At 63.4% G+C, this 23,120-nt stretch carries 20 protein-coding genes and 1 tRNA gene; 20 read left to right on the top strand and 1 reads right to left on the bottom strand.

The features are described 5' to 3' along the window. Positions 1-105 precede the first annotated feature (105 nt). Positions 106-1,227 (bottom strand): LacI family DNA-binding transcriptional regulator, encoded by a 1,122-nt coding sequence (locus tag DGN21_RS12245; protein WP_024937933.1) that lies wholly within the window; start codon positions 1,225-1,227, stop codon positions 106-108. A gap of 325 nt (positions 1,228-1,552) precedes the next feature. Here DGN21_RS12245 and thrS point away from each other — a divergent pair, with 325 nt between their 5' ends. From thrS to DGN21_RS12145, 20 genes are all read left to right on the top strand, one after another. Then, positions 1,553-3,457, top strand: coding sequence for a threonine--tRNA ligase (gene thrS, locus DGN21_RS12240; protein WP_126965992.1), 1,905 nt, complete (start codon positions 1,553-1,555; stop codon positions 3,455-3,457). A 63-nt stretch (positions 3,458-3,520) separates the two neighbouring features. Further along, a complete protein-coding gene (infC, locus tag DGN21_RS12235; RefSeq protein WP_304941635.1) occupies positions 3,521-4,048 on the top strand; it encodes a translation initiation factor IF-3 in 528 nt (175 codons plus the stop codon). A gap of 239 nt (positions 4,049-4,287) precedes the next feature. Further along, positions 4,288-4,485 carry a 50S ribosomal protein L35 gene (rpmI, locus tag DGN21_RS12230; protein WP_002811096.1) on the top strand — a complete coding sequence of 66 codons (198 nt, stop codon included), beginning with the start codon at positions 4,288-4,290 and terminating at the stop codon, positions 4,483-4,485. 10 nt (positions 4,486-4,495) lie between these two features. After that, positions 4,496-4,855 carry a 50S ribosomal protein L20 gene (rplT, locus tag DGN21_RS12225; RefSeq protein WP_003484828.1) on the top strand — a complete coding sequence of 120 codons (360 nt, stop codon included), beginning with the start codon at positions 4,496-4,498 and terminating at the stop codon, positions 4,853-4,855. A gap of 263 nt (positions 4,856-5,118) precedes the next feature. Further along, positions 5,119-6,114 carry a phenylalanine--tRNA ligase subunit alpha gene (gene pheS, locus DGN21_RS12220; RefSeq protein ID WP_016903312.1) on the top strand — a complete coding sequence of 332 codons (996 nt, stop codon included), beginning with the start codon at positions 5,119-5,121 and terminating at the stop codon, positions 6,112-6,114. A gap of 115 nt (positions 6,115-6,229) precedes the next feature. Beyond that, entirely contained in the window at positions 6,230-8,608 is a 2,379-nt protein-coding gene (gene pheT / locus DGN21_RS12215; RefSeq protein WP_126965993.1) for a phenylalanine--tRNA ligase subunit beta, read from the top strand. Positions 8,609-8,629: 21 nt separating this feature from the next. Next, positions 8,630-8,929, top strand: coding sequence for an integration host factor subunit alpha (locus DGN21_RS12210; RefSeq protein WP_002811076.1), 300 nt, complete (start codon positions 8,630-8,632; stop codon positions 8,927-8,929). Then, positions 8,910-9,266 (top strand): MerR family transcriptional regulator, encoded by a 357-nt coding sequence (locus DGN21_RS12205; protein ID WP_005995911.1) that lies wholly within the window; start codon positions 8,910-8,912, stop codon positions 9,264-9,266. The genes DGN21_RS12210 and DGN21_RS12205 overlap by 20 nt, the downstream gene beginning before the upstream one ends. Positions 9,267-9,326: 60 nt before the next feature. Beyond that, positions 9,327-9,403, top strand: a tRNA-Pro gene (locus DGN21_RS12200). Positions 9,404-9,876: 473 nt separating this feature from the next. Then, positions 9,877-10,575: a polysaccharide biosynthesis/export family protein gene (locus tag DGN21_RS12195; protein WP_016903310.1), complete on the top strand. Its 699-nt coding sequence runs from the start codon at positions 9,877-9,879 to the stop codon at positions 10,573-10,575. Then, positions 10,557-11,996 carry a GumC family protein gene (locus tag DGN21_RS12190; protein ID WP_179465573.1) on the top strand — a complete coding sequence of 480 codons (1,440 nt, stop codon included), beginning with the start codon at positions 10,557-10,559 and terminating at the stop codon, positions 11,994-11,996. Before DGN21_RS12195 ends, DGN21_RS12190 begins: the two co-directional genes overlap by 19 nt. A gap of 243 nt (positions 11,997-12,239) precedes the next feature. Continuing rightward, the gene (locus DGN21_RS12185; RefSeq protein WP_046343239.1) at positions 12,240-13,694 is read left to right on the top strand and encodes an undecaprenyl-phosphate glucose phosphotransferase; all 1,455 of its coding nucleotides are present in this window, start codon (positions 12,240-12,242) and stop codon (positions 13,692-13,694) included. A gap of 94 nt (positions 13,695-13,788) precedes the next feature. Then, entirely contained in the window at positions 13,789-15,075 is a 1,287-nt protein-coding gene (locus DGN21_RS12180) for a polysaccharide biosynthesis protein GumE (RefSeq protein ID WP_160954469.1), read from the top strand. Then, positions 15,072-16,163: an acyltransferase family protein gene (locus DGN21_RS12175; RefSeq protein WP_104568279.1), complete on the top strand. Its 1,092-nt coding sequence runs from the start codon at positions 15,072-15,074 to the stop codon at positions 16,161-16,163. Before DGN21_RS12180 ends, DGN21_RS12175 begins: the two co-directional genes overlap by 4 nt. 13 nt (positions 16,164-16,176) lie before the next feature. Then, a complete protein-coding gene (locus tag DGN21_RS12170) occupies positions 16,177-17,265 on the top strand; it encodes an acyltransferase family protein (protein WP_126965994.1) in 1,089 nt (362 codons plus the stop codon). 67 nt (positions 17,266-17,332) lie between these two features. Further along, complete coding sequence (locus DGN21_RS12165) at positions 17,333-18,475, top strand: glycosyltransferase family 4 protein (protein WP_126965995.1); 1,143 nt, start codon at positions 17,333-17,335, stop codon at positions 18,473-18,475. Further along, positions 18,472-19,521, top strand: a complete 1,050-nt coding sequence (locus tag DGN21_RS12160) for a glycosyltransferase (protein ID WP_126965996.1) — start codon at positions 18,472-18,474, stop codon at positions 19,519-19,521. Before DGN21_RS12165 ends, DGN21_RS12160 begins: the two co-directional genes overlap by 4 nt. Before the next feature lie 17 nt (positions 19,522-19,538). Then, a complete protein-coding gene (locus DGN21_RS12155; RefSeq protein WP_160954470.1) occupies positions 19,539-21,023 on the top strand; it encodes a lipopolysaccharide biosynthesis protein in 1,485 nt (494 codons plus the stop codon). Positions 21,024-21,087: 64 nt separating this feature from the next. Continuing rightward, positions 21,088-22,287 carry a glycosyltransferase gene (locus tag DGN21_RS12150; RefSeq protein ID WP_126965998.1) on the top strand — a complete coding sequence of 400 codons (1,200 nt, stop codon included), beginning with the start codon at positions 21,088-21,090 and terminating at the stop codon, positions 22,285-22,287. 36 nt (positions 22,288-22,323) lie between these two features. Continuing rightward, on the top strand, positions 22,324-23,118 hold the full coding sequence (locus DGN21_RS12145; protein ID WP_039522111.1) for a polysaccharide pyruvyl transferase family protein: 795 nt from the start codon (positions 22,324-22,326) through the stop codon (positions 23,116-23,118). Positions 23,119-23,120 lie beyond the last annotated feature (2 nt).

The following is a 23,120-nucleotide window of genomic DNA, read 5'->3' as shown; positions in this document are numbered from 1 at the left end:
TCCCAAATCCCAATTCCCAAATCCCAATTCCCAAATCCCAATTCCCAAATCCCAAATCCCAAATCCCAAATCCCAAATCCCAAATCCCAAATCCCAAATCCCGATTCAACGCCTGACAGCCCCATCAGCGGCCCGGCCAAGCACCGCCTCGCCGGTCTCCGCGCCGGACGGTCTCCAGCCCAGCGGTGGCTGCAGCCCACTGCTGCGCGAGGAATCACGCAGCGCCAGCTTCACCGGAATCGTGCGGCTCTGCGCCGCTTCGCCGCGGATCAGCGCCACCAGGCTTTCCACCAGTAGCGTGCCGGCCTGCTTGGTGTCCTGCTGCACCGTCGACAGCGCCGGCGCCACCGACGCCGCCAATGCGATATCGTCGAACCCGCTCACCGCCACATCCTGCGGCACCCGCAGGCCGCGCTCGCGCAATGCGCGCATTGCGCCGATCGCAATCAGGTCGCTGGCCGCGCACACCGCATCGAATGCCTTGCCGCTGTCGAGCAGCGCCAGGCACGCGGCATGGCCGGACGACTCGGTGGTGATCGCGTCGAACTGCAGCGCGCGATCGGCCACCAAACCCTGCTGCTTCAGCGCAGCCACGTAGCCGCGGTAGCGCTCTTCGAACTCGGGATAGTGGTTGGATGCGTGGCCGAGAAAGGCGATGCGGCGGCAGCCCTGCGCCAGCAGATGCTCGGTGATATCCAGCCCGCCCTGGTAATTGTCGCTGCCGATCGAGATGCCCGGCTGCCCCGGCAGCGCCGCGCCCCAGCGCACGAAGTGAGTACCTTGTTCGACCAGCAACTGCAGCCGCTGGCGCGACTGCTGATAATCGCCGTAGCCGAGCAGGATGATGCCGTCGGCCTTGTTGCTGTCTTCGTAATCTGCCTGCCAGTCCTTGGACAGCTGCTGGAACGACACCAGCAGGTCGTAACCCTGCAGCGCGCAGGCGCGGGTGATCGAGCCCAGCATCGAATGGAAGAACGGGTTGATCAGCGAATCGTCGGCGGTAGGGTCTTCGAAGAACAGCAGTGCCAGCGTGCCGGCATTGCGCAGCCGCAGCGACGAGGCGTTCTTGTCCACCTTGTAGTTCAATTCCTTGGCGATGCGCAGGATGCGCTTGCGGGTTTCTTCGTTGACCATCGGGCTGCCGCGCAGTGCGCGCGACACGGTCGGCTGCGACACGCCGGCCAGGTAGGCGATATCCAGCGAGGTGGCTTTACCCTTGATGGTCATGGTCGGTACTGGCAGCACAGGTGGCCGGCATCATGCCACGCGCCCGCCGGCCCCGTGCCGGCATGCGCAACAGCGGGCTGATTGGTTTACCATTCGCTTCCAAGACCCCTTGCGAGAAGGTGGCCCGCGCCCCGCGCCGGCCCAGCGTGCGACATGAGCACTACCACCGCCCACCGCTGATTCCGGCCGCGCCAGTCCGCAGGGCGCCCGCGCCGCGTTCTTTCCGCCCCACCTCTCGCCATACCCTTATCCGAGCCTGTCCCGTAGCGGGCAGATCTCCCTTGCAGCCGCCGCGCTGCAGCCAGCACAGACCTCATCCTTGCCCATGATCAACATCACGCTCCCCGACGGCAGCCGCCGCGAATTCGAATCCCCCGTCTCGGTGATGCAGGTCGCCCAGTCGATCGGCGCCGGCCTGGCCAAGGCCACCATCGCCGGCCAGGTCGACGGCCAGCTGGTCGATGCCAGCGACGTCATCGATCACGATGCCAGCCTGCGCATCATCACCGCCAAGGACGCCGAAGGCGTGGAGATCATCCGCCACTCCTGCGCGCATCTGGTCGGGCATGCGGTCAAGCAGCTGTACCCGGAGGTCAAGATGGTGATCGGCCCGGTCATCGCCGAAGGCTTCTACTACGACATCTACAGCGAACGCCCGTTCACGCCGGACGACATGGCCGCGATCGAGCAGCGCATGCAGGAATTGATCGCGCAGGACTACGACGTGATCAAGAAGGTCACCCCGCGCGCCGAGGTGATCGAGGTGTTCGCCCAGCGCGGCGAGGAGTACAAGCTGCGCCTGATCGAGGACATGTCCGACGACATCACCGCGATGGGCCTGTACTACCACCAGGAATACGTGGACATGTGCCGCGGCCCGCACGTGCCCAACACGCGCTTCCTCAAGGCCTTCAAGCTGACCCGCATTTCCGGCGCCTACTGGCGCGGCGATGCCAAGAACGAGCAGCTGCAGCGCATCTACGGCACCGCCTGGGCCGACAAGAAGCAGCTGGACGCCTACATCCTGCGCATGGAAGAAGCCGACAAGCGCGACCATCGCCGCATCGGCAAGCAGCAGGACCTGTTCCATCTGCAGGAAGAGGCGCCGGGCCTGGTGTTCTGGCATCCCAAGGGCTGGTCGCTGTGGCAGGTGGTCGAGCAGTACATGCGCAAGGTCTATCGCGACAGCGGCTACGGCGAAGTGCGCTGCCCGCAGATCCTGGACGTGTCGCTATGGCAGAAATCCGGCCACTGGGACAACTACCAGGACGCGATGTTCTTCACCGAGTCGGAGAAGCGCACCTATGCGGTCAAGCCGATGAATTGCCCGGGTCACGTGCAGGTGTTCAACCAGGGCCTGCACAGCTACCGCGACCTGCCGATCCGCTACGGCGAGTTCGGCGCCTGCCACCGCAACGAGCCCTCCGGCGCGCTGCACGGCATCCTGCGCGTGCGCGGCTTCACCCAGGACGACGGGCATGTGTTCTGCCTGGAATCGCAGATCGAAGCCGAAGTCACCGCGTTCCATCAGCAGGCACTGGCGGTCTACACCGCGTTCGGCTTTGAGGACATCGAGATCAAGATCGCGCTGCGTCCGGAAAAGCGCCTGGGCGACGACGTCACCTGGGACAAGGCCGAAGCCGCGCTGCGCAGCGCGCTGGGCGTCTGCGGGGTGGAGTGGCAGGAGCTGCCGGGCGAGGGCGCCTTCTACGGCCCCAAGATCGAGTACCACCTCAAGGACGCGATTGGCCGTACCTGGCAGCTGGGCACCATGCAGGTCGACTTCATGATGCCGGGCCGCCTCGGCGCCGAGTACGTGGACGAGCACAGCCAGAAGAAGCATCCGGTCATGCTGCACCGGGCGATCGTCGGCTCGATGGAGCGTTTCATCGGCATCTTGATCGAACACCACGCCGGCGCCTTCCCCGCCTGGCTCGCCCCGGTCCAGGTCGTTGTCGCAAATATCACCGACGCCCAGGCACACTATGTCGACTCGGTTCGGAAAACCCTTGCAAATCAAGGCTTCCGTGTGAGCGCCGATTTGCGTAACGAGAAGATCGGATATAAGATTCGCGAGCATACGCTGCAACGCGTGCCTTATCTGCTCGTGGTCGGTGACCGCGAGAAGGAAAACGGCGCCGTCGCCGTGCGGACACGCTCGGGAGAGGACCTCGGGACCATGACGGTCTCGGCCTTCATCGAACGTCTGCAGGCAGAGCAGGCAGCGTGAGCCAACCCCGGCCGGTCTGGATGATCCGGATGCGCCGGTTCGATTCCCCTGGGAGATTGCAATATCAGTACCCCTGACAACAAACAGAACCGCAAGAACCAAGAAATCCGTGTGCCGCGCGTCCGCGTGATCGGCAGTGACGGTGAGATGGTCGGCGTGTTGTCGCGCGACGAAGCGCTCGCCAAGGCCGAGGAAGAAGGCCTGGATCTGGTCGAAATCCAGCCGCAGGCCGATCCGCCGGTCTGCAAGATCATGGATTTCGGCAAGTTCAAGTTCGAGCAGCAGAAAAAGGCCAACGAGGCCAAGAAGAAGACCAAGCAGGTCGAGATCAAGGAACTCAAGTTCCGTCCGGTCACCGACGAGGGCGACTACCAGATCAAGCTGCGCAACATGCGCCGCTTCCTGGAAGAGGGCGACAAGGTCAAGGTCAATATCCGCTTCCGTGGCCGTGAAATGAGCCACCAGGAGCTGGGGCGCGAAATGGCGTCCCGGATCGAGGCCGACCTGGGCGACGACATCGTCATCGAGTCGCGTCCGCGCCTGGAAGGGCGCCAGATGGTCATGATGATCGCGCCGAAGAAGAAGATCTGATCCCGCGCCAGGGCAGGCCCGACGGGCCCGCCCTGGCCGGCGACAGCATCCATTTGCAAGAATTCCCGGCAACGGGCATACTGCGCGGCCCGGTTTTGCCGGGGCGCCGCGCAAGCGGTACAGGACCTGTCCGGATCGTGTTCGATCAAGGACTTACAAGCAGGCAAGGGCAAGGATGGAAAGCGTGGTCGCAAGACTGCCGCCCGGGTCAGTGACAAAACACCATCAAGGACATTGCAATGCCCAAGATCAAGACCAACCGGGCGGCGGCCAAGCGTTTCCGCAAGACCGCCTCCGGCAAGTACAAGTGCGGCCACGCAAACCGTAGCCATATCCTCACGAAGAAAGCGACCAAGCGGAAGCGCAACCTGCGGCAGACGAACCACGTCCGTGCCGAGGACGCTGGCCGTCTCGATCGTATGCTTCCCTACCTCTGAGGACTGACCCATGGCACGAGTAAAGCGTGGCGTACAGGCGCGTCGCCGCCACAAGAAAATTCTGACCCTGGCGAAGGGTTACTACAACGCTCGCCGCAAGGTCTTCCGCGTTGCCAAGCAGGCAGTCATCAAGGCGCAGCAGTACGCCTACATTGGCCGCAAGCAGAAGAAGCGTAACTTCCGTTCGTTGTGGATCACCCGCATCAATGCGGCTGCACGCATCAACGGCTTGAGCTACAGCCGTTTCATGAATGGCCTGCTCAAGGCTGGCATCACCCTGGACCGCAAGGTGCTGGCTGATATCGCCGTGCACGACGCCGCCGGCTTTGCCGCGCTGGCGGAGAAGGCCAAGGGCGCGCTGGCGGCGTAAATGCAGGTCCCTCTGCAAGAGCCCGCACATCCATGTGCGGACTTTTGAAAGGGTAGCTTCTTGTCGGGGTCTGCGCATTCGTGTACAGGCTTCCGGCGAGGGCAAGCAGATATGCAGGGGGAAGGGCGCGAGTCCTTCCCCTTTTGCGTTTTTAGATGGCCGGCATCGCTGACTGGATGCCGGGCTAGACCAGATTTGAGTGGCAATGCGTTCCGGTGCATCCGGAAACACCGTTCGGTAGACGCAGTTGAGGCGCGAGTGCAATGAGTGAGATTCAATCCCTGACCGAGCGTGCGCTGGCCGATGTCGCCGCCGCGCAGACGCCGGACCAACTGGAAGCCTTGCGCGTCGCATTGCTCGGCAAGAGCGGCAGCATCACCGCCCAGCTCAAGCAGCTCGGCACGCTGCCGGCCGATCAGCGAAAGGCCGCTGGCGAAGCGATCAACCTGTCGCGTGATGCGCTGACCGCGGCGTTGTCCGAGCGCAAGCACACGCTGGAAAACGCCGCGCTGGACGCACGTCTGGCCGGGGAGCGGATCGATGTCACCTTGCCGGGGCGTCGCAGCGAACGCGGTGGATTGCACCCGGTTACGCGCACGCTCGAGCGCATCGTCGAGATCTTTGCGCGCCTGGGCTATGAGTTGTCCGATGGTCCGGAGATCGAGGATGACTGGCACAACTTCGAAGCCCTGAACTTTCCGCCGCACCATCCGGCGCGCGCAATGCACGACACGTTCTATTTCGGCGATGGCCGCCTGTTGCGCACCCATACCTCCGGCGTGCAGGTGCGCTACATGGATGCGCACAAACCGCCGCTGCGCATGATCGCGGCCGGCAAGGTGTACCGCTCCGATTCGGACCAGACCCATTCGCCGATGTTCCATCAGGTCGAAGGCCTGCTGGTCGACGAGCACTCCAACTTCGCCGATCTCAAGGGCACCTTGTCCGAGTTCGTGCGGGCGTTCTTCGAGCGCGATTTCGAGATGCGCTTCCGCCCCAGCTATTTCCCGTTCGTGGAACCGGGTGCGGAAGTGGACATCGCCTGGCAGCAGCCGGACGGCAGCACCCGCTGGCTGGAAGTGCTCGGCTGCGGCATGGTGCACCCCAACGTGCTGCGCAGCGTCGGCATCGACCCGGAGCGCTACACCGGCTTCGCGTTCGGCCTGGGCGTGGAGCGCTTTGCGATGCTGCGCTACGGCGTCAACGACCTGCGCGCATTCTTCGAAAACGACGTGCGTTTTCTTAGGCAGTTCGCCTGACGGCGGGGATTGGGGATTCGGGATTGGGGATTCGCAACGGCGCCCCGGTCCGCCCCAGACTCCGTCGAGGCGTTTTAGCTAATCCCCAATCCCGAATCCCCAATCCCGGCTCCTCATGAAATTCTCTGAAAATTGGCTGCGCAGCCACGTTCCCATCCAGGCGAGCCGCGACGAGCTTGCCGCGACGCTGACGGCGATCGGTCTGGAGGTTGAAGAGGTCACGCCACTGGGCGAGGCGCTGGGGCAGGTGGTGGTGGCGCGTATCGTCGAGGCGGTGCGTCATCCGGAAGCCGATCGTCTGCAGGTCTGCAGTGTCGACGCAGGGCAGGGCGAGTTGCTGCAGATCGTGTGTGGCGCGCCCAATGCGCGTGCCGGTCTGGTTGCACCGCTGGCGCTGGTCGGTGCGCAGGTCGGCGCGCTCACCATCACTGCGGCCAAGCTGCGCGGGGTGGCGTCCAACGGCATGCTGTGCTCGGCCAAGGAGCTGGGGCTGGACAGCGATGCGTCCGGCCTGTTCGAGCTGCCCGACGATGCGCCGGTGGGTCAGGCGCTGGCCGAGTATCTGGGGCTGCCCGATGCCAGCATCGAGATCAAGCTGACGCCCAATCGCGCCGACTGCTTCAGCGTGCGCGGCATCGCCTTCGATGTGGCGGCCGCCTGCGCCAGCACAGTGGTGGCCTTTGAAGCCGGTGCGGTGGCGCCGGTGTCCACACGCACGCTGGCGGTGGAATTGCATGCCGGCAACGCTGCGCCGCGCTATTGCGGGCGGGTGATCGAAGGCATCGACCCGGCCGCAAAAACGCCGGTGTGGCTGGCCGAGCGGCTGCGTCGCAGCGGCGTGCGTCCGGTCTCGCTGCTGGTGGATATCACCCAGTACGTGATGCTGGAACTTGGCCAGCCGATGCATGCGTTCGATCTGGACACCCTGCAAGGCCCGATCGGCGTGCGCCATTCGCGCAGCGGCGAGCAGCTGGCATTGCTGGACGGGCGTCAGGTCACGCTGGACGACAGCTTCCTGACCATCACCGATGCCGACCGCCCGGTCGCATTGGCCGGCCTGATGGGCGGCCTGGATACCCGCGTCACCGACACCACGCGCAACGTGTTCCTGGAGTCGGCGTACTTCGATCCGGCTGCAATCATGGGGCGTGGCCGCAAGTTCGGTCTGCATACCGATGCCGGTCATCGCTTCGAGCGCGGTGTGGATCCGGCATTGCCGCCACAGGCGATCGAAGTGGCGACGCGGCTGGTGCTGGAACTGGCCGGTGGTACGCCGGGCCCGGTGGTGCATGCGCAATTGCCGGAGCATCTGCCACAGCCGGCGCGCATCCTGCTGCGGCGTGCGCGGATTGTGCGCGTGCTCGGTATCCAGATCGACGATGCCGAGGTCGTGCGCATTCTGGGTGCGCTTGGCATGCAGCTGGAGGCGGTTGCCGAAGGCTGGCAGGTGATGGCGCCGAGCCGTCGCTTCGATATCGCCATCGAAGAGGATCTGATCGAGGAACTGGCGCGTATCCACGGGTACGACCGCGTGCCGACCACGCTGCCGGGCGGCGCAAGCCGGATTGCGATGCCGAGCGAAACCCAGCTCGATGAGCTCAGCGTGCGGCGCCAGCTGGTGGCGCGCGAGCTGCAGGAAACCATCAATTACGCCTTCGTCGACGCCACCTTGCTGGAGCGCTGGCAGCTGACCGACGGCCTGGTGCCGTTGGCCAATCCGCTCAGCGCCGAGCTGGCGATCATGCGTCCGCGCCTGTTGCCGGGCCTGGTGGCGACGCTGGGCCGCAATGCCGCCCGCCAGGCCGGGCGGGTGCGCCTGTTCGAGCTGGGCAAGGTGTTCGCGGCCGCGTCTGATGCCGGCGCCGCCCCGCAGGAGTCGCAGCATGTCGCCGCGGCCGTGTGCGGCGATGCCCTGGCGCTGCAGTGGGGCGAGCCCGCGCGCAAGGTGGACTTCCACGATCTGAAGGGCGACCTGATGGCGCTGGCCGCGGCCAGTGGCGCGGTGCTGGAGTTCCAGCCCTCTGCCCAGCCCTTCGGGCATCCGGGGCGGTCGGCCGACATCCATCGCGATGGCGTGTGCATCGGCTGGATCGGGCAGGTGCATCCGCGCCTGGCCAAGGCATTGGACATCGACGTGGATGTGATCGCGTTCGAACTGCAGCTGACGGCGTTGGTCAAGCGTGCGCTGCCGCGTGCCGGCGAGCTGTCGCGGTTCCCCTCGGTGCGTCGCGATCTGGCCTTCCTGGTCCCGGAAGAGGTGAGCTGGGCGGCGCTGTCGAGCAGCGTGCGCACCACCGTCGGACCGTTGTTGCGCGAGGTGCAGCTGTTCGACCGCTACGTCGGGCAGGGGGTCGAGCCAGGTTTCAAGAGTCTGGCTATGGGCTTGATTTTGCAGGATAACTCGCGCACTCTCACCGACCGGGACGTCGACGCAGTCGTTGCCGATGTGGTGACCGTGATCGAGCGCGAACACCGCGCCCGGATCCGGAGTTGAGGCGGTAACCAGGGGATTGGCATGGCATTGACGAAAGCGGAGATGGCCGAACGTCTGTTCGACGAGGTCGGTCTGAACAAGCGCGAGGCAAAGGAATTTGTCGACGCGTTCTTCGATGTGCTGCGCGATGCGCTGGAGCAGGGCCGTCAGGTGAAGCTGTCCGGTTTCGGCAACTTCGATCTGCGGCGCAAGAATCAACGGCCCGGTCGCAATCCCAAGACCGGCGAGGAAATTCCGATCTCGGCCCGCACGGTGGTGACCTTCCGTCCGGGCCAGAAGCTCAAGGAGCGGGTGGAGGCTTATGCTGGATCCGGGCAGTAATCGCGAACTACCGCCAATCCCGGCCAAGCGCTACTTCACCATCGGCGAAGTCAGCGAGCTGTGCGACGTCAAGCCGCATGTGCTGCGCTATTGGGAAACCGAGTTTCCGAGCCTGGAACCGGTCAAGCGGCGCGGCAACCGGCGCTACTACCAGCGCCACGACGTGCTGATGGTGCGCCAGATCCGTGGCCTGCTGTACGAGCAGGGTTACACCATCGGCGGCGCACGCCTGCGTCTTGAAGGCGATGGCGCCAAGAGCGAGTCGGCGCTGAGCAACCAGATCATCAAACAGGTGCGCATGGAGCTGGAAGAGGTTCTGCAACTGCTGCGCCGCTAGGAAAACGTTTCACAAAGCCGCTATAATCGCAGGCCGCCCTCGCGGCGGACGCAACATCTTCGGGGTATAGCGCAGCCTGGTAGCGCACTAGTCTGGGGGACTAGTGGTCGTCGGTTCGAATCCGGCTACCCCGACCAAACACGGAGCCCATGTCTTCACGGACATGGGCTTTTTTGTTGCGTCGCACAATGCGATCGGCGGTCTGTCATACGCCTGACACGATATGTCCATCGGCATACTGCACAGCAGCATGAATTGCCTGGCCGAGCCCGTTTGGTTGCGGTTCTGTTCGCTATGGACCTGGGTCACGCAATGTCGCTAAGTCCCCGAAAATGCTCCAAATCATTGGCGGCGGATTCGTACTTGGATCACGTTTTGTTAACGCTGCAACGACGAACTTGAATCAATAGGCCAACGCCGTCAAAAAAATGGCGAGCAGCGTCTTGCGATGCGTTGGTTCTATGCCATAGTGCACTGCAACACGTCACACCTGTCGTGATCCCAAGCGTCTTGGGATGAATTTCTCTGTCGTACGTTCTTGCTGGCGTGTTGGCCGGTTGAATGCTGCGCGAGGTCCTGTCCCACCCAACCGAGGCAGCCAGCCACACGCATGAAAAAACTGATCGGACGATTTTGCCAAGGCCTCAGCCTGGCGTTGATCTGCTCGATGGCACTGGGCGCATGCAGCACCGGTCCGAAGATGGCCGATTCGCTGCCGCTTCCGGATCCGCTCGCGATGTCCGCCGTGCAACCGGAGTATCGACTTGCCCCAGGCGACTTGCTGTTGTTCAAGGTGTTCCAGGTCGACGATCTGGAGCGGCAGGTCCGCATCGATCAGAACGGCCACATCTCGCTGCCGTTGATCGGCGACGTCAAGGCAGCCGGCCTGGGTGTCGGCGAGCTGGAAAAGCTGGTGGCAGAACGCTACGCCGCCGGTTATCTGCAGCAGCCGCAGGTGTCGGTGTTCGTGCAGGAATCCAATGGTCGCCGGGTCACGGTGACCGGTGCGGTCGACGAGCCGGGCATCTATCCGGTGATCGGCGCCAACCTGACCCTGCAGCAGGCCATCGCGCAGGCCAAGGGCGTCAGCACCGTGGCCAGCCGCGGCAACGTCATCGTGTTTCGCACCGTCAACGGTCAAAAGATGATCGCCAGATTCGATCTGACCCAGATCGAGAAGGGGGCCAACCCGGACCCTGAGATCTACGGCGGCGACATCGTTGTGGTGTACCGCTCCGACGCACGCGTCTGGCTGCGCACCATGCTGGAACTGACCCCCCTTGTGATGGTGTGGCGCGCTTACCGATGAGTATGAATTCAGACAATCGTTCTTCCCCGTCTCATCGTCATGGGCATCTCGAGCTGGCCGACGTTGGCTTGCTCGACTACTGGCGCGCGCTGGTCTCACAGCGCTGGTTGATCATTCTGATCACCGTCGGGGCAGTGGCACTGGCGTTTGGCGTCACCCTGCTGATGCCGGAAAAGTACCGCGCCACCAGCACGCTGCAGATCGAGCGCGACTCGCTCAACGTGGTGAATGTCGACAACCTGATGCCGGTGGAATCGCCGCAAGATCGCGATTTCTACCAGACCCAGTACCAGCTGCTGCAGAGCCGCTCGCTGGCCCGTGCGGTGATCCGCGAAGCCAAGCTCGATCAGGAGCCGGCGTTCAAGCAGCAGGTCGACGAAGCACTGGAAAAGGCTGCTGCCAAGAATCCGGAAGCCGGCAAGTCGGTCGACTCGCGCCAGGCCATCATCGAGCGCAGCCTGACCGATACGCTGCTGGCCGGGCTGGTGGTCGAGCCGATCCTCAATTCGCGCCTGGTCTACGTCAACTACGATTCGCCGGACCCGGTGCTGGCTGCCAAGATCGCCAACACCTATACCAAGGTCTTCATCGTCAGCACGCAGGAACGCCGCATCAAGGCATCCTCGTTCGCGACCAAGTTCCTGGCCGAGCGCCTGGAGCAGTTGCGCGACAAGGTGGAGGACTCGGAGAAGAATCTGGTCTCCTATTCCACCGACGAGCAGATCGTGTCGGTGGGCGACGACAAGCCATCGCTTCCGGCGCAGAACCTCAGCGACCTCAATGCGATGCTGGCATCGGCGCAGGACGCCCGCATCAAGGCCGAGGCAGCCTGGCGTCAGGTCAGCAGCGGTGACGCGATGTCGCTGCCGCAAGTGCTGAGCAATCCGCTGATCCAGAGCCTGCGCGGCGAGCAGATCCGCTTGAACACCGAATATCAGCAGAAGCTGTCGACCTTCAAGCCGGACTATCCGGAAATGCAGCGTCTGAAGGCGCAGATCGAAGAGTCGCGTCGCCAGATCAATGGCGAGGTCCTCAATATCCGCCAGTCGCTGAAGGCGACCTACGACGCGTCGGTGCATCAGGAGCAGTTGCTCAACCAGCGCATCGCCGGATTGCGTAACGATGAGCTCGATCTGCAGAGCCGCAGCATCCGCTACAACATGCTCAAGCGCGACGTCGATACCAACCGCCAGCTCTACGATGCGCTCCTGCAGCGCTACAAGGAGATCGGTGTGGCGAGCAACGTCGGCGCCAACAACGTGACCATCATCGATACCGCAGACGTGCCTACGTCTAAGACTTCGCCGAAACTCAAATTGAACCTCGCTTTGGGCTTCATCTTTGGCGTATTCCTGGGTGTGGCTGTGGCACTGGTGCGCTACTTCCTGCGTGGCACGGCAGCGCAGACGCGGTTGGACTGACATCGTCGTGTTGCACAACGATGGTTAATTGAAGTGACAACTGATTCAGCGTGGAAAAGGTTGGATCCCGTATGTTTCGGGCTCCTTCGTTTGAAAGTTTGTCTCTGTTGAAACAAAGGGCTGTCGTGCGATCTGGGGTCGGTAGGTATTACCGCGGTGATCGTTCGACGGAGATGATTGAAAGCTCGCGTGCGTTTCGTATGTTCCCCCGCATGCGCCGTATCGAGTTTGGAGGACATCCCCATGCTTTTGGCAGACTTGAGTAGCGCGACTTACACCACATCCTCGCCGCGATTGTTGTCCAAGTATTCGGCTGCGGCCGATCTGGTCCTGCGCGTCTTCGACCTCACCATGGTCGTGGTCTCCGGATTGATCGCCTATCGCATCGTCTTCGGCTCCTGGGTGCCTGCGGCACCGTACCGGGTCGCCATCGCCACCACGCTGTTGTACTCGGTGATCTGCTTTGCGCTGTTTCCGTTGTATCGCAGCTGGCGCGGTCGCGGGCTGTTGAGCGAGCTGATGGTGCTGGGCGGTGCATTCGGCGGCGTGTTTGCGCTGTTCGCGGTGCATGCGCTGATCGTGCAGGTCGGCGAGCAGGTCTCGCGTGGCTGGATCGGCCTGTGGTTCGTCGGTGGGCTGGCCTCGCTGGTGGCGGCCCGCACGGTGCTGCGCGGCTTTCTGAATCACCTGCGCACCCAGGGCGTGGATGTGCAGCGGGTGGTGGTGGTCGGTCTGCGCCACCCGGTGATGAAGATCAATCACTACCTCAGCCGCAACCCCTGGGTCGGCATGAACCTGGTCGGCTATTTCCGCACGCCGTACGACATCGCCGTGACCGAGCAACGCCAGTCGCTGCCGTGCCTGGGCGATCCGGACGCGCTGATCGAGTACCTGAAGGACAACCAGGTCGAGCAGGTGTGGATTTCGCTGCCGCTGGGCGAACGTGACCATATCAAGCAGTTGCTGCAGCGCCTGGATCGCTATCCGATCAACGTGAAGCTGGTGCCGGACCTGTTCGACTTCGGTCTGTTGAACCAGTCCGGCGAGCAGATCGGCAACGTGCCGGTGATCAACCTGCGCCAGGGCGGTGTGGACCGCGACAACTACTTCGTGGTCGCCAAGGCGCTGCAGGACAAGATCCTGGCCGTGGTTGCGCTGATGGGCCTGTGGCCGTTGATGGCTGCGATTGCGGTCGGTGTGAAGATGAGTTCGCCGGGCCCGGTGTTCTTCCGCCAGCGTCGTCATGGCCTGGGTGGGCGCGAGTTCTACATGTTCAAGTTCCGCTCGATGCGTGTGCATGACGACCATGGCACCACCATCCAGCAGGCGACCAGGAACGACACCCGTATCACCCGTTTCGGCGCGTTCCTGCGCCGCAGCAGCCTGGACGAGTTGCCGCAGATCTTCAACGTGCTCGGTGGCAGCATGTCGATCGTGGGGCCGCGCCCGCATGCCGCGCAGCACAACACCCATTACGAAAAGCTGATCAATCACTACATGCAGCGCCATTACGTCAAGCCGGGCATCACCGGTTGGGCGCAGGTCAATGGATTCCGTGGTGAAACCCCGGAGCTGCGCACGATGAAGAAGCGCATCCAGTACGACCTGGACTACATCCGTCGCTGGTCGCTGTGGCTGGATATCCGCATCATCGTGCTGACCGCAGTGCGTGTGCTCGGACAGAAGACCGCGTACTGATGATGGCGGGGAGTGTGCGACCTGGCGCGCCGAGCGCCGCGGGCGGCTGCATCGCAGCCGCCCCTTTCAAGCAGGCGTCTGCATGCTGATCCGAATGAGCGACGAGGCCCGCGTTCGCTGGCACAACCTGCTGATCGAGCTGACGCTGCTGGTCGGCGTCGGTTACAACCTGCTGCTGGCGCTGATCAACGCGAACGTGTTCACCGTACGTCCGGTGATCACTTACGCAGTCGAGTTCATGGTCTACGCCGCGTGTTTCCTGCTCGGCCTGGGTTCGATGAGCCGCAAGCGCATTGCATTGATCATCAGCGGCCTGGGGCTGATCGTCACCTTGATGTTCGTGCGCTTCCTGGTGAACTGGCAGATCGATCCGAAGTTCTTCCGCGACGCGCTGGTGGTGTTTGCGTTCGTGGTGCTTGGTTCGGCTTATACCGGGTCGGTGCCCAAGCTGTTCGTGCGCATGACCATCATCGTGTCGTTGGTTGCGGCGTTCGAACTGGCGATGCCCAGCGCCTATGGCGATCTGGTCAACCCGAAGAGCTTCTTCGTCAACGCGCGCGGCATGAGCGCGGAAGGGTTCTGGAACGAAGACAGCAACCTGTTCGTCAGCGCCACGCGACCGGGCGAGCGCAACTTCCTGCCGGGCTCCAATCTTCCCCGCGCCTCCTCGATGTTCATCGAGCCGGTGACGATGGGTAACTACATCTGCTTCTTTACCGCGATCGTGCTGGTGTTCTGGCGCTGGATGCGGCCGGCGATGCTGATCCTGTCGGTCGGTTTGATCGGTTTCATGGTCGTGGCCTCCGACGGCCGACTTGCGGCGGGCACCTGCGTGCTGATGGTGCTGCTGTCGCCGCTGTTGAAACGCCTGGATCAACGGCTGGCGTTCCTGGTCTTCCTGCTCGTGATCATGACGGCGTGGTTGCTGGTGTGGATCACCGGGATCACGGCCTATCAGGACAACACGATGGGCCGGATCTTCTTCACCGTCAATTCGATGAACAACCTGTCCTTCAACTCGTGGATGGGCCTGGATTTTGCGCAGGCGTACCGTTACTTCGACAGCGGCATTGCCTACTTCATCGCATCGCAGTCGATCGTCGGCGTGCTCGCCTTCCTGCTGTCGTATTCGTTCCTGTTGTTGATGCCGAGCAAGGAAGGGCAGTTGTTCAAGAACCTGGCGATCTTTGCGTTCGCGCTGAGCCTGCTGGTGTCCAACGGCTACTTCTCGATCAAGACGTCGGCATTGTGGTGGTTTGTGTGCGGCTGCCTGTGGCACATGCGGCCGACCTGGTCTGCTACCAGTGCTACGCAGCTGCCCAGACAGGATCCGGCCGACGAGGATGCGCGATTGCCACTGCCCGCGGGAGGTACGCGATGAGTGTGGCGGCAACGCAAGCACCACAACCGGTGGCACCGGTCGTCGGTGCGTCCGTTGCCACCGGCGGGCGCAGCCGCGACCCGCGTATCGATGCCACCAAGGCCCTGGCGATTCTGTTGGTGGTGTTCTGCCACGCCAAGGGCGTGCCGCATGCGATGACGTTGTTTGCCTACAGCTTTCATGTGCCGCTGTTTTTCATGGTGTCCGGCTGGCTGGCGGCGGGCTATGCGTCGCGGACCACCGGCTTGCCGCAGACCATCAGCAAGCAGGCACGCAGCCTGTTGCTGCCGTATGTGACGTTTTATCTGCTCGGTTACGCGTACTGGTTGCTGACGCGCAATATCGGCGAGAAGGCGGCGCGCTGGGGCAGCCATCCGTGGTGGGAGCCGATCGTGGCGATGTTCACCGGCATCGGCCCGGATCTGTATGTGCAGCCTCCGCTGTGGTTCCTGCCGGTGATGCTGGTGACGGTGCTGAGCTATGTAGTACTGCGGCGCTGGCTGTCACCGGTGGTGATCGCGGTGGCGTCGTTGATCCTGGCCTGGTGCTGGATGCGCTGGTTTCCGGGCCAGCAGGTACGGCTTTTTTTCGGCCTGGACGTTCTACCGGTGTCGCTGTGTTTCTACGCGCTGGGCGCCTTGCTGATCCACGTTTCCGCACGTCTGCCGAGCTCCTTGCCAGTCAGCGCGCTGGCGACGGTGCTGCTGGCGTTGCCGGTGGCCTGGCTGGCCGATCGTAACGGCCGCATCGACGTCAACATGCTGGAGTTCGGCCGCAACCACGCCGGGTTTGTGGTCAGCGCAGTACTCGGCTCACTGATGGTGATCTGTGCCGCACGGTTGGTGCAGGGCTGGGCCTGGATACAGTGGATCGGCCGCAATACCTTGCTGATCCTGTGCACCCATATGCTGGTGTTCTTCGTGCTCTCCGGTGTGGCGGCGCTGGCTGGCGGATTCGCTGCCTCGCGCCCGGGCCTGGGCTGGGCAGTGTTCGTGACGGTGTTTGCGCTGCTCGCGTGCGTGCCGCTGCGCTGGTTGCTGATGCGTTTTGCGCCGTGGACCCTGGGTGCCCGCCCGGTGGCGGCATGAGCGGCGCTGCGCCATGACCACCGCACCGTATTCCAACGCGGCCCGGCACGACGGTCTGGGTGCCAAGGCTGCGCCGGCGCCTGCATTGACCCGCGATTGGCAGATCGATGCAGCAAAGGCGCTGGCGATCGTCCTGGTGGTGCTGGGGCATGCCAACGGCATGCCGGCCGCCTACAAGTTGTTCGCCTACAGTTTTCATGTGCCGCTGTTTTTCGTGTTGTCCGGCTGGGTCGGCGAGCGCTTCGGCCACCGCGCAATGACGGTGGCGACGATTGCGAAGTTGGCGCGCACGTTGCTGGTTCCCTATGTCGCGTTTTTCCTGGTGGCCTACGCCTGCTGGCTGCTGATGGGAGTGACCAGCCGCGCGGCGCATCCATCGCATGTGCTGCCGTGGTGGGATCCGTTTATCGGCCTGTTCTGGGCCAACGGGACGCGTCTGTACGTGCTTCCGGCGTTGTGGTTCCTGCCGGCCTTGTTCGTCTCTACGCTGGCCTATATCGCCTTGCGCACGCGCCTGACGACGGCGGCCCTGGCGGCAGTCAGTTTGTTGCTCGCCTTGGCATGGGCAGGCTGGTTTCCGTCGTTGCACCTGCGGCTTCCGTTGGCGCTGGATGTATTGCCTGTCGCGCTGTTCTTCATCGCCGTGGGCGGATGGCTGTCGCGCTACGCCGATGCACTGCGCGCGCTTCGCGCCTCGGCATGGGCATTGGCACTGCCGGTGCTGGCAGCAGCGTGGTGGTGGCTGGCCGGATGGAACGGGCAAGTGGATGTGAACAATCTGCAGTTCGGGCATTCCGCCGCGGTGTTCCTGCTGGTCAGCCTGCTGGGTACCGCAATGACTTTGTGCGTGGCGTATTTCGTCCGACAGTGGCGTTGGCTGCAGTGGATCGGTGGCAATACCTTGCTGATCCTGTGCACGCACACATTGGTGTTTCTGGTGCTCACCAGTGTGGTGGCACGAACGGGTGTGATCGCTCGCAGCCTGATCGGCACACCGGCCTGGGCGATGGGCCTGAGCGCGTTCGCTGTCGCGGTCAGTGTGCCGATGCGCGCGGTGCTGGTGCGCGTTGCACCGTGGATGTTGGGATTGAAACGCAAATGACGAGCTTCCAGAATGATCAGCCGAGCATGCAGATGTGTCTGCGTCGCTGGCACAGGAGATTGGCGTAATGAAAGTGGTGCATGTCGTCCGCCAATTCCATCCTTCGATCGGAGGCATGGAGGAAGTCGTTCTCAATGTGGCCCGTCAACACCAGGCCACCAGTGCCGATACGGTGGAGGTCGTGACGCTGGATCGGGTGTTTACCGATCCGGGCGCGCAGCTTGCGCAGCAGGAGATGTATCAGGGCTTGCCGATCCGACGCATCGGTTATCGTGGCTCGTCGCGTTATCCGTTGGCGCCGTCCGTGCTGAGCGCGATCCGCTCGGCCGATCTGGTGCACCTGCACGGCATCGATTTTTTCTACGACTATCTGGCGCTGACCAGGCCGCTGCATGGCAAGCCGATGGTGGTGTCCACGCACGGCGGCTTCTTCCACACCGCGTATGCCTCGCGGATGAAGCAGCTATGGTTTCAAACGCTCACCCGCACTTCGGCATTGGCGTATGCGCGGGTGATCGCCACCAGCGAGAACGACGGCGAGCTGTTCGCCAAGGTGGTGTCGCCGGCGCGCTTGCGGGTGATCGAAAACGGCGTGGACGTGGAGAAATACGCAGCGCAGGGCGCAGCGACGCCTGGGCGGACCATGATGTATTTCGGCCGCTGGTCGGTGAACAAGGGCCTGATCGAAACCTTGGAGCTGCTGCAGGCGGTACTGCAGCGCGATCCGCAGTGGCGCCTGATCATTGCCGGGCGCGAATACGATTTGAACGAGGCCGACCTGCGCAAGGCGATCGCCGAGCGGGGCTTGCAGGACAAGGTCCAGCTCAGCATGTCGCCGTCGCAGGAGCAGCTGCGCAGCCTGATGCAGCAGGCGCAGTTCTTCGTCTGCCTGTCGCGCCATGAAGGCTTCGGCATCGCTGCGGTCGAGGCGATGAGTGCCGGCCTGATTCCGATCCTCAGCGACATCCCGCCGTTCGTGCGTCTTGCCAGCGAATCGGGGCAGGGCGTGATCGTCAACCGCGACCGGATCGACGCGGCCGCAGACCAGGTACAGGCGCTAGCGCTGCAGGCGGATGCCGATTTCGATACGCGTCGTGCAGCGTCCATGGCGTATGTGAGCCGCTACGACTGGAAGCATGTGGTCGGGCGCTACGTCGACGAATACCACACCGCGTTGGGCACCCGCCGTACCCAGGAGGCAGTGCGATGAGCGCGCCTGCATCGGCAGCGAGTGCGCGTGCGTCCGCGCAGCCGCAGGTCACCGTGCTGTTCTCCACCGAGAAGCCCAATGCCAGCACCAATCCGTACCTGACCCAGCTTTACGCATCGCTGCCCGCTGCAGTGCAGCCGCGCTTCTTTTCGATGCGCGATGCGCTGTTGTCGCGCTACGACGTGCTGCATCTGCATTGGCCGGAATATCTGCTGCGCCATCCCAGCGCGATCGGCACCCTGGCCAAGCAGATGTGTGCGGCGCTGTTGCTGCTCAAGCTGCAGCTGACCGGCACGCCGGTGGTGCGCACCTTGCACAACCTGGCACCGCACGAGGATCGCGGCTGGCGCGAGCGCGGCCTGTTGCGCTGGATCGATCGGCTGACGCGTCGCTGGATCCGCATCAACGCGACCACGCCGCCGCGACCGCCATTCACTGACACCATCCTGCACGGCCATTATCGCGAGTGGTTTGCAAAGATGCCGCAAGGCACGCCGGTTCCGGGGCGGCTGCTGCATTTCGGTCTGATCCGCCCGTACAAGGGCGTGGAAACGCTGCTGGAGGTGATGCGTCAGGTCGACGATCCGCGCCTGAAGCTGCGTATTGTCGGCAACCCGGCCACGCCGCAGATGCGCAGCCTGGTGGAGGAGGCCTGCGCGCAGGATCCGCGTGTGAGTGCCTTGCTGGCTTATGTCGAAGAGCCGGTGCTGGCACGCGAAGTCAGCGAGGCCGAGCTGGTGGTGCTGCCGTACCGGCAGATGCACAACTCCGGCACCTTGTTGCTGGCGTTGTCGCTGGCGCGCCCGGTGCTGGCACCGTGGAGCGAATCCAATGCGGCGATTGCCGAAGAAGTGGGGCCGGGCTGGGTGTTTCTCTATGACGGCGAATTCGATGCGGCGCTGCTGACCGGCATGCTGGACCAGGTGCGTGCCGCGCCGCGCGGCCCTGCACCGGATCTCTCGCAACGCGACTGGCCACGGATCGGACAGCTGCACTACCGCACCTACCTGGAAGCGCTCGGCAAGGATGGAGACGCCGCGCTGTGACCGCAGAGATCCCGACGATGAATTCCCCCACGCCGCCGCCACAGCGCAGCCTCGGTTCGCGCGCCGCCGGCGGCGCAGCGGTGACCATGATCGGCCAGTCGGCCAAGATGGTCGTGCAGTTCGGCGGCATCATCCTGCTGGCGCGCCTGCTGACGCCTTACGACTACGGCCTGATGGCGATGGTCACCGCGATTGTCGGTGCGGCCGAGATCCTGCGCGATTTCGGCCTGTCTGCCGCTGCCGTGCAGGCCAAGCATGTCAGCCGCGAGCAGCGCGACAACCTGTTCTGGATCAACAGCGGCATCGGCTTGTCGCTGTCGGTGATGGTCTACGCCTCTGCCCATGTGATCGCCAACTTCTACAAGGAGCCGGCGCTGGTGACGATCTCCCAGGCGCTGGCGGTGACCTTCCTGATCAACGGCATGACCACGCAGTACCGCGCGCATCTGAGCCGTGGGCTACGGTTTGGCCAAGTCGCGCTCAGCGATGTGGGATCGCAGGTGCTGGGCCTGGGCGCGGCCGTCGCTGCCGCCTTGCTGGGCTGGGGCTATTGGGCGCTGGTGGTACAGCAGGTGGTGCAGGCGGTGGTCAATTTCATCATCGCGGCGAGCTGTGCACGCTGGTTGCCGGGCGGGTACCAACGTTCGGCGCCGATGCGCGACTTCATGAGCTTCGGCTGGAACCTGATGGCTGCGCAGTTGCTGGGCTATGCCAGCCGCAACGTTGGCCAGGTCATCATCGGTTGGCGCACCGGCCCGGACGCACTGGGCCTGTACAACCGTGCGTTTCAGCTGTTGATGATGCCGTTGAATCAGATCAACGCGCCGGCCACCAGCGTGGCGTTGCCGGTGTTGTCGCAGCTGCAGGACGACCGCGAACGCTTCAGCGCCTTCCTGCTGCGCGGGCAGACGGTGATGGTGCATCTGATCGTTGCGCTGTTCGCCTTCGCCTGCGCGCTGGCCATGCCGCTGATCGTGCTGGTGCTGGGCGAGCAGTGGCGCGAGGCGGTGCCCCTGTTCCAGGTGCTGACGCTGGGCGGTATTTTCCAGACCGCGTCCTATGCAACCTACTGGGTGTTTCTTGCCAGGGGCCTGATGCGCGCGCAGTTGCTGTTCTCGCTGGTTAGCCGCATCGTGCTGATCGGCTGCATCTTCGTCGGCTCGCGCTGGGGCGCGATGGGCGTGGCGATCGGTTATTCATTCGGCCTGCTGGTGACCTGGCCGTTGTCGCTGGTCTGGGTCGGCAAGATCTCCGACGCACCGGTGGTTGCACTGTTCACCAATGCGGTGCGCGCGATGACCGCGTACGGCGTGGCGGGCGTGTGCGCGTATTACGCATCCATCACCGTCGGTGGCCCGCTGTGGCAGCAGCTGGCCGTTGGTGCGGCCACGATGGCGGCGGTCTGTCTGCTGGCGTTGGCGATCTGGCCGGCGTTCCGCCGCGATGTCGTTGCCATCCTCAACATCCGCAAGTTGCTGAAGCAGGCCAAGGCACGCCAATGAGATCGACATCGTCTTCGCCTGCGTTCTTGCATGCTTTCTCCCACTCATTCATAGGACACGGCCCATGAGCGATACACCCGCCGCCGCTTCCGGCATTCGCCGGCCTTGCTATCTGGTCTTGTCCGCCCACGATTACCGCACGCCACGGCGCGCCAATATCCACTTCATCACCGATCAACTCGCGCTGCGCGGCACCACGCGGTTTTTCTCGCTGCGCTATAGCCGGCTATCGCGCATGAAGGGCGACATGCGGCTGCCGCTGGACGACACCGCAAACACCGTGGTGTCGCACAAGGGCGTGGAGTGCTATCTGTGGCGCACGACGGTGCATCCGTTCAACACGCGCCGCGCCTGGCTGCGTTCTGTCGAAGATGCGATGTTCCGCTGGTATGCCGCGCATCCGCCACGCCAGTTGCTGGACTGGATGCGCGAGGCGGACGTGATCGTGTTCGAAAGCGGTATCGCGGTGGCCTTCATCGAGCTGGCCAAGCGCGTCAATCCGGCAGCGAAGCTGGTTTATCGCGCTTCCGATGGTCTGAGCACGATCAATGTCGCGTCCTATATCGAGCGTGAGTTCGATCGGGTTGCACCGACGCTGGATGTGATCGCATTGGTGTCGCCGGCAATGGCGGAGGAAGTGGCAAGCCGCGACAACGTGTATCACGTCGGCCACGGTGTGGATCACAACCTGGATCAGCTGGGCGACCCGTCGCCGTATGGCGAGGGCATCCATGCGGTCGCGGTGGGCTCGATGTTGTTCGATCCGGACTTCTTCGTGGTTGCCAGCAAGGCGTTCCCACAGGTCACGTTCCATGTGATCGGCTCGGGCATGGGCCGGCATCCCGGCTATGGCGACAACGTGGTCGTCTATGGCGAGATGAAGCACGCCGAGACCATCGGCTACATTAAGCACGCCCGTTTCGGGATCGCGCCTTACGCATCCGAGCAGGTGCCGGTGTATCTGGCCGATAGTTCGATGAAGTTGCTGCAATACGATTTCTTCGGCCTGCCTGCGGTGTGTCCGAATGCCGTCGTGGGGCCGTATCAATCGCGTTTCGGCTACACTCCCGGCAACGGTGAGTCGGTCATTGCGGCCATCAGTCGCGCGCTGGAAGCACCGCGCGTGCGTTACCGCCAATGCCTGAATTGGTCCGACACCACCGACCGCGTACTGAATCCAGGTGCGTATCCGGGAACCCGTTTGTACCCACAGCAAGATGGCGCAGCGGTGCGTGCTTCTTCGGAGGCCGCGCTCTCGCACTGATGTAGCGCACCCAACTTTAGAAGGAGACTGCTCGTTATGGCCAATGCTTTGCTGCAGAAATGGATCGAACATGCGGAACGCCGTGCCTTGTTCTGGTGGCAGCCGAAGAACGCTGGCGTCAACATGGGAGATCATCTGTCCAAGGTGATTGTGTCCTGTGTGCTCTCCTTGCAGGACAAGACGCTGATCGAGAAGCGTGATCTCAGCAAGAAACTGATCGCCATCGGGTCGGTGCTGCATTTTGCCAAGGACGGCGACACCGTCTGGGGCAGCGGCATCAACGGCAAGATTCCCGCCGAGCGCAATACCTTCAGCACGCTCGATGTGCGTGCAGTACGTGGTCCGAAGACGCGTCAATTCCTGCTCGACCGCGGAATCGCGGTGCCGGAAGTCTATGGCGACCCCGGTCTGCTGACACCGATGTTTTTCCCCGCCGATGCGCTGGGAACGGCAAACAAGCGCCCCTTTGCCATCGTTCCGCATTTCAACGAGCCGGTCGAGAAGTACAGCGCGTACGCGGACCATCTGGTGTTTCCCAACGTCAAGCCTGCGACCTTCATGAGTGCGTTGCTGGGCGCCGAGTTGGTGATCAGCAGTTCGCTGCACGGGCTGATTCTTGCCGAGGCGTACGGGATTCCGGCGGTGTACCTGGATTGGGGCAACGGCGAGGATCGCTTCAAGTACGACGACTACTACAACGGCACCGGACGCATGCAGTGGCACTCGGGCAACAGTGTGGAAGAGTGCCTGAAGCTTGGCGGTAACGGCGATTTCGATCTTGAAAAACTGCAGGCCGGGCTGCTGGCCGCGTTTCCTTACGACCTTTGGTGATT

The organism is Xanthomonas sp. MLO165 (assembly GCF_018831305.1).
GTDB classification, from domain to species: domain Bacteria; phylum Pseudomonadota; class Gammaproteobacteria; order Xanthomonadales; family Xanthomonadaceae; genus Xanthomonas; species Xanthomonas arboricola.
Note: the sequence above shows the minus strand (reverse complement) of the source record. Positions and strands in the feature narration are given on the sequence as shown.

What these genes read in the sequence shown, in the direction of transcription:
- DGN21_RS12195 (WP_016903310.1), top strand. Translation starts at nt 9,877, where the DNA reads ATGAAAAAACTGATCGGACGATTTTGCCAAGGCCTCAGCCTGGCGTTG.
- DGN21_RS12205 (WP_005995911.1), top strand. Translation starts at nt 8,910, where the DNA reads ATGCTGGATCCGGGCAGTAATCGCGAACTACCGCCAATCCCGGCCAAG.
- DGN21_RS12175 (WP_104568279.1), top strand. Translation starts at nt 15,072, where the DNA reads ATGAGTGTGGCGGCAACGCAAGCACCACAACCGGTGGCACCGGTCGTC.
- thrS (WP_126965992.1), top strand. Translation starts at nt 1,553, where the DNA reads ATGATCAACATCACGCTCCCCGACGGCAGCCGCCGCGAATTCGAATCC.
- DGN21_RS12165 (WP_126965995.1), top strand. Translation starts at nt 17,333, where the DNA reads ATGAAAGTGGTGCATGTCGTCCGCCAATTCCATCCTTCGATCGGAGGC.
- DGN21_RS12245 (WP_024937933.1), bottom strand. Translation starts at nt 1,227, where the DNA reads ATGACCATCAAGGGTAAAGCCACCTCGCTGGATATCGCCTACCTGGCC.
- DGN21_RS12155 (WP_160954470.1), top strand. Translation starts at nt 19,539, where the DNA reads ATGAATTCCCCCACGCCGCCGCCACAGCGCAGCCTCGGTTCGCGCGCC.
- DGN21_RS12150 (WP_126965998.1), top strand. Translation starts at nt 21,088, where the DNA reads ATGAGCGATACACCCGCCGCCGCTTCCGGCATTCGCCGGCCTTGCTAT.
- DGN21_RS12170 (WP_126965994.1), top strand. Translation starts at nt 16,177, where the DNA reads ATGACCACCGCACCGTATTCCAACGCGGCCCGGCACGACGGTCTGGGT.
- DGN21_RS12185 (WP_046343239.1), top strand. Translation starts at nt 12,240, where the DNA reads ATGCTTTTGGCAGACTTGAGTAGCGCGACTTACACCACATCCTCGCCG.
- rpmI (WP_002811096.1), top strand. Translation starts at nt 4,288, where the DNA reads ATGCCCAAGATCAAGACCAACCGGGCGGCGGCCAAGCGTTTCCGCAAG.
- pheT (WP_126965993.1), top strand. Translation starts at nt 6,230, where the DNA reads ATGAAATTCTCTGAAAATTGGCTGCGCAGCCACGTTCCCATCCAGGCG.
- DGN21_RS12210 (WP_002811076.1), top strand. Translation starts at nt 8,630, where the DNA reads ATGGCATTGACGAAAGCGGAGATGGCCGAACGTCTGTTCGACGAGGTC.
- DGN21_RS12180 (WP_160954469.1), top strand. Translation starts at nt 13,789, where the DNA reads ATGAGCGACGAGGCCCGCGTTCGCTGGCACAACCTGCTGATCGAGCTG.
- rplT (WP_003484828.1), top strand. Translation starts at nt 4,496, where the DNA reads ATGGCACGAGTAAAGCGTGGCGTACAGGCGCGTCGCCGCCACAAGAAA.
- pheS (WP_016903312.1), top strand. Translation starts at nt 5,119, where the DNA reads ATGAGTGAGATTCAATCCCTGACCGAGCGTGCGCTGGCCGATGTCGCC.
- DGN21_RS12160 (WP_126965996.1), top strand. Translation starts at nt 18,472, where the DNA reads ATGAGCGCGCCTGCATCGGCAGCGAGTGCGCGTGCGTCCGCGCAGCCG.
- DGN21_RS12145 (WP_039522111.1), top strand. Translation starts at nt 22,324, where the DNA reads ATGGCCAATGCTTTGCTGCAGAAATGGATCGAACATGCGGAACGCCGT.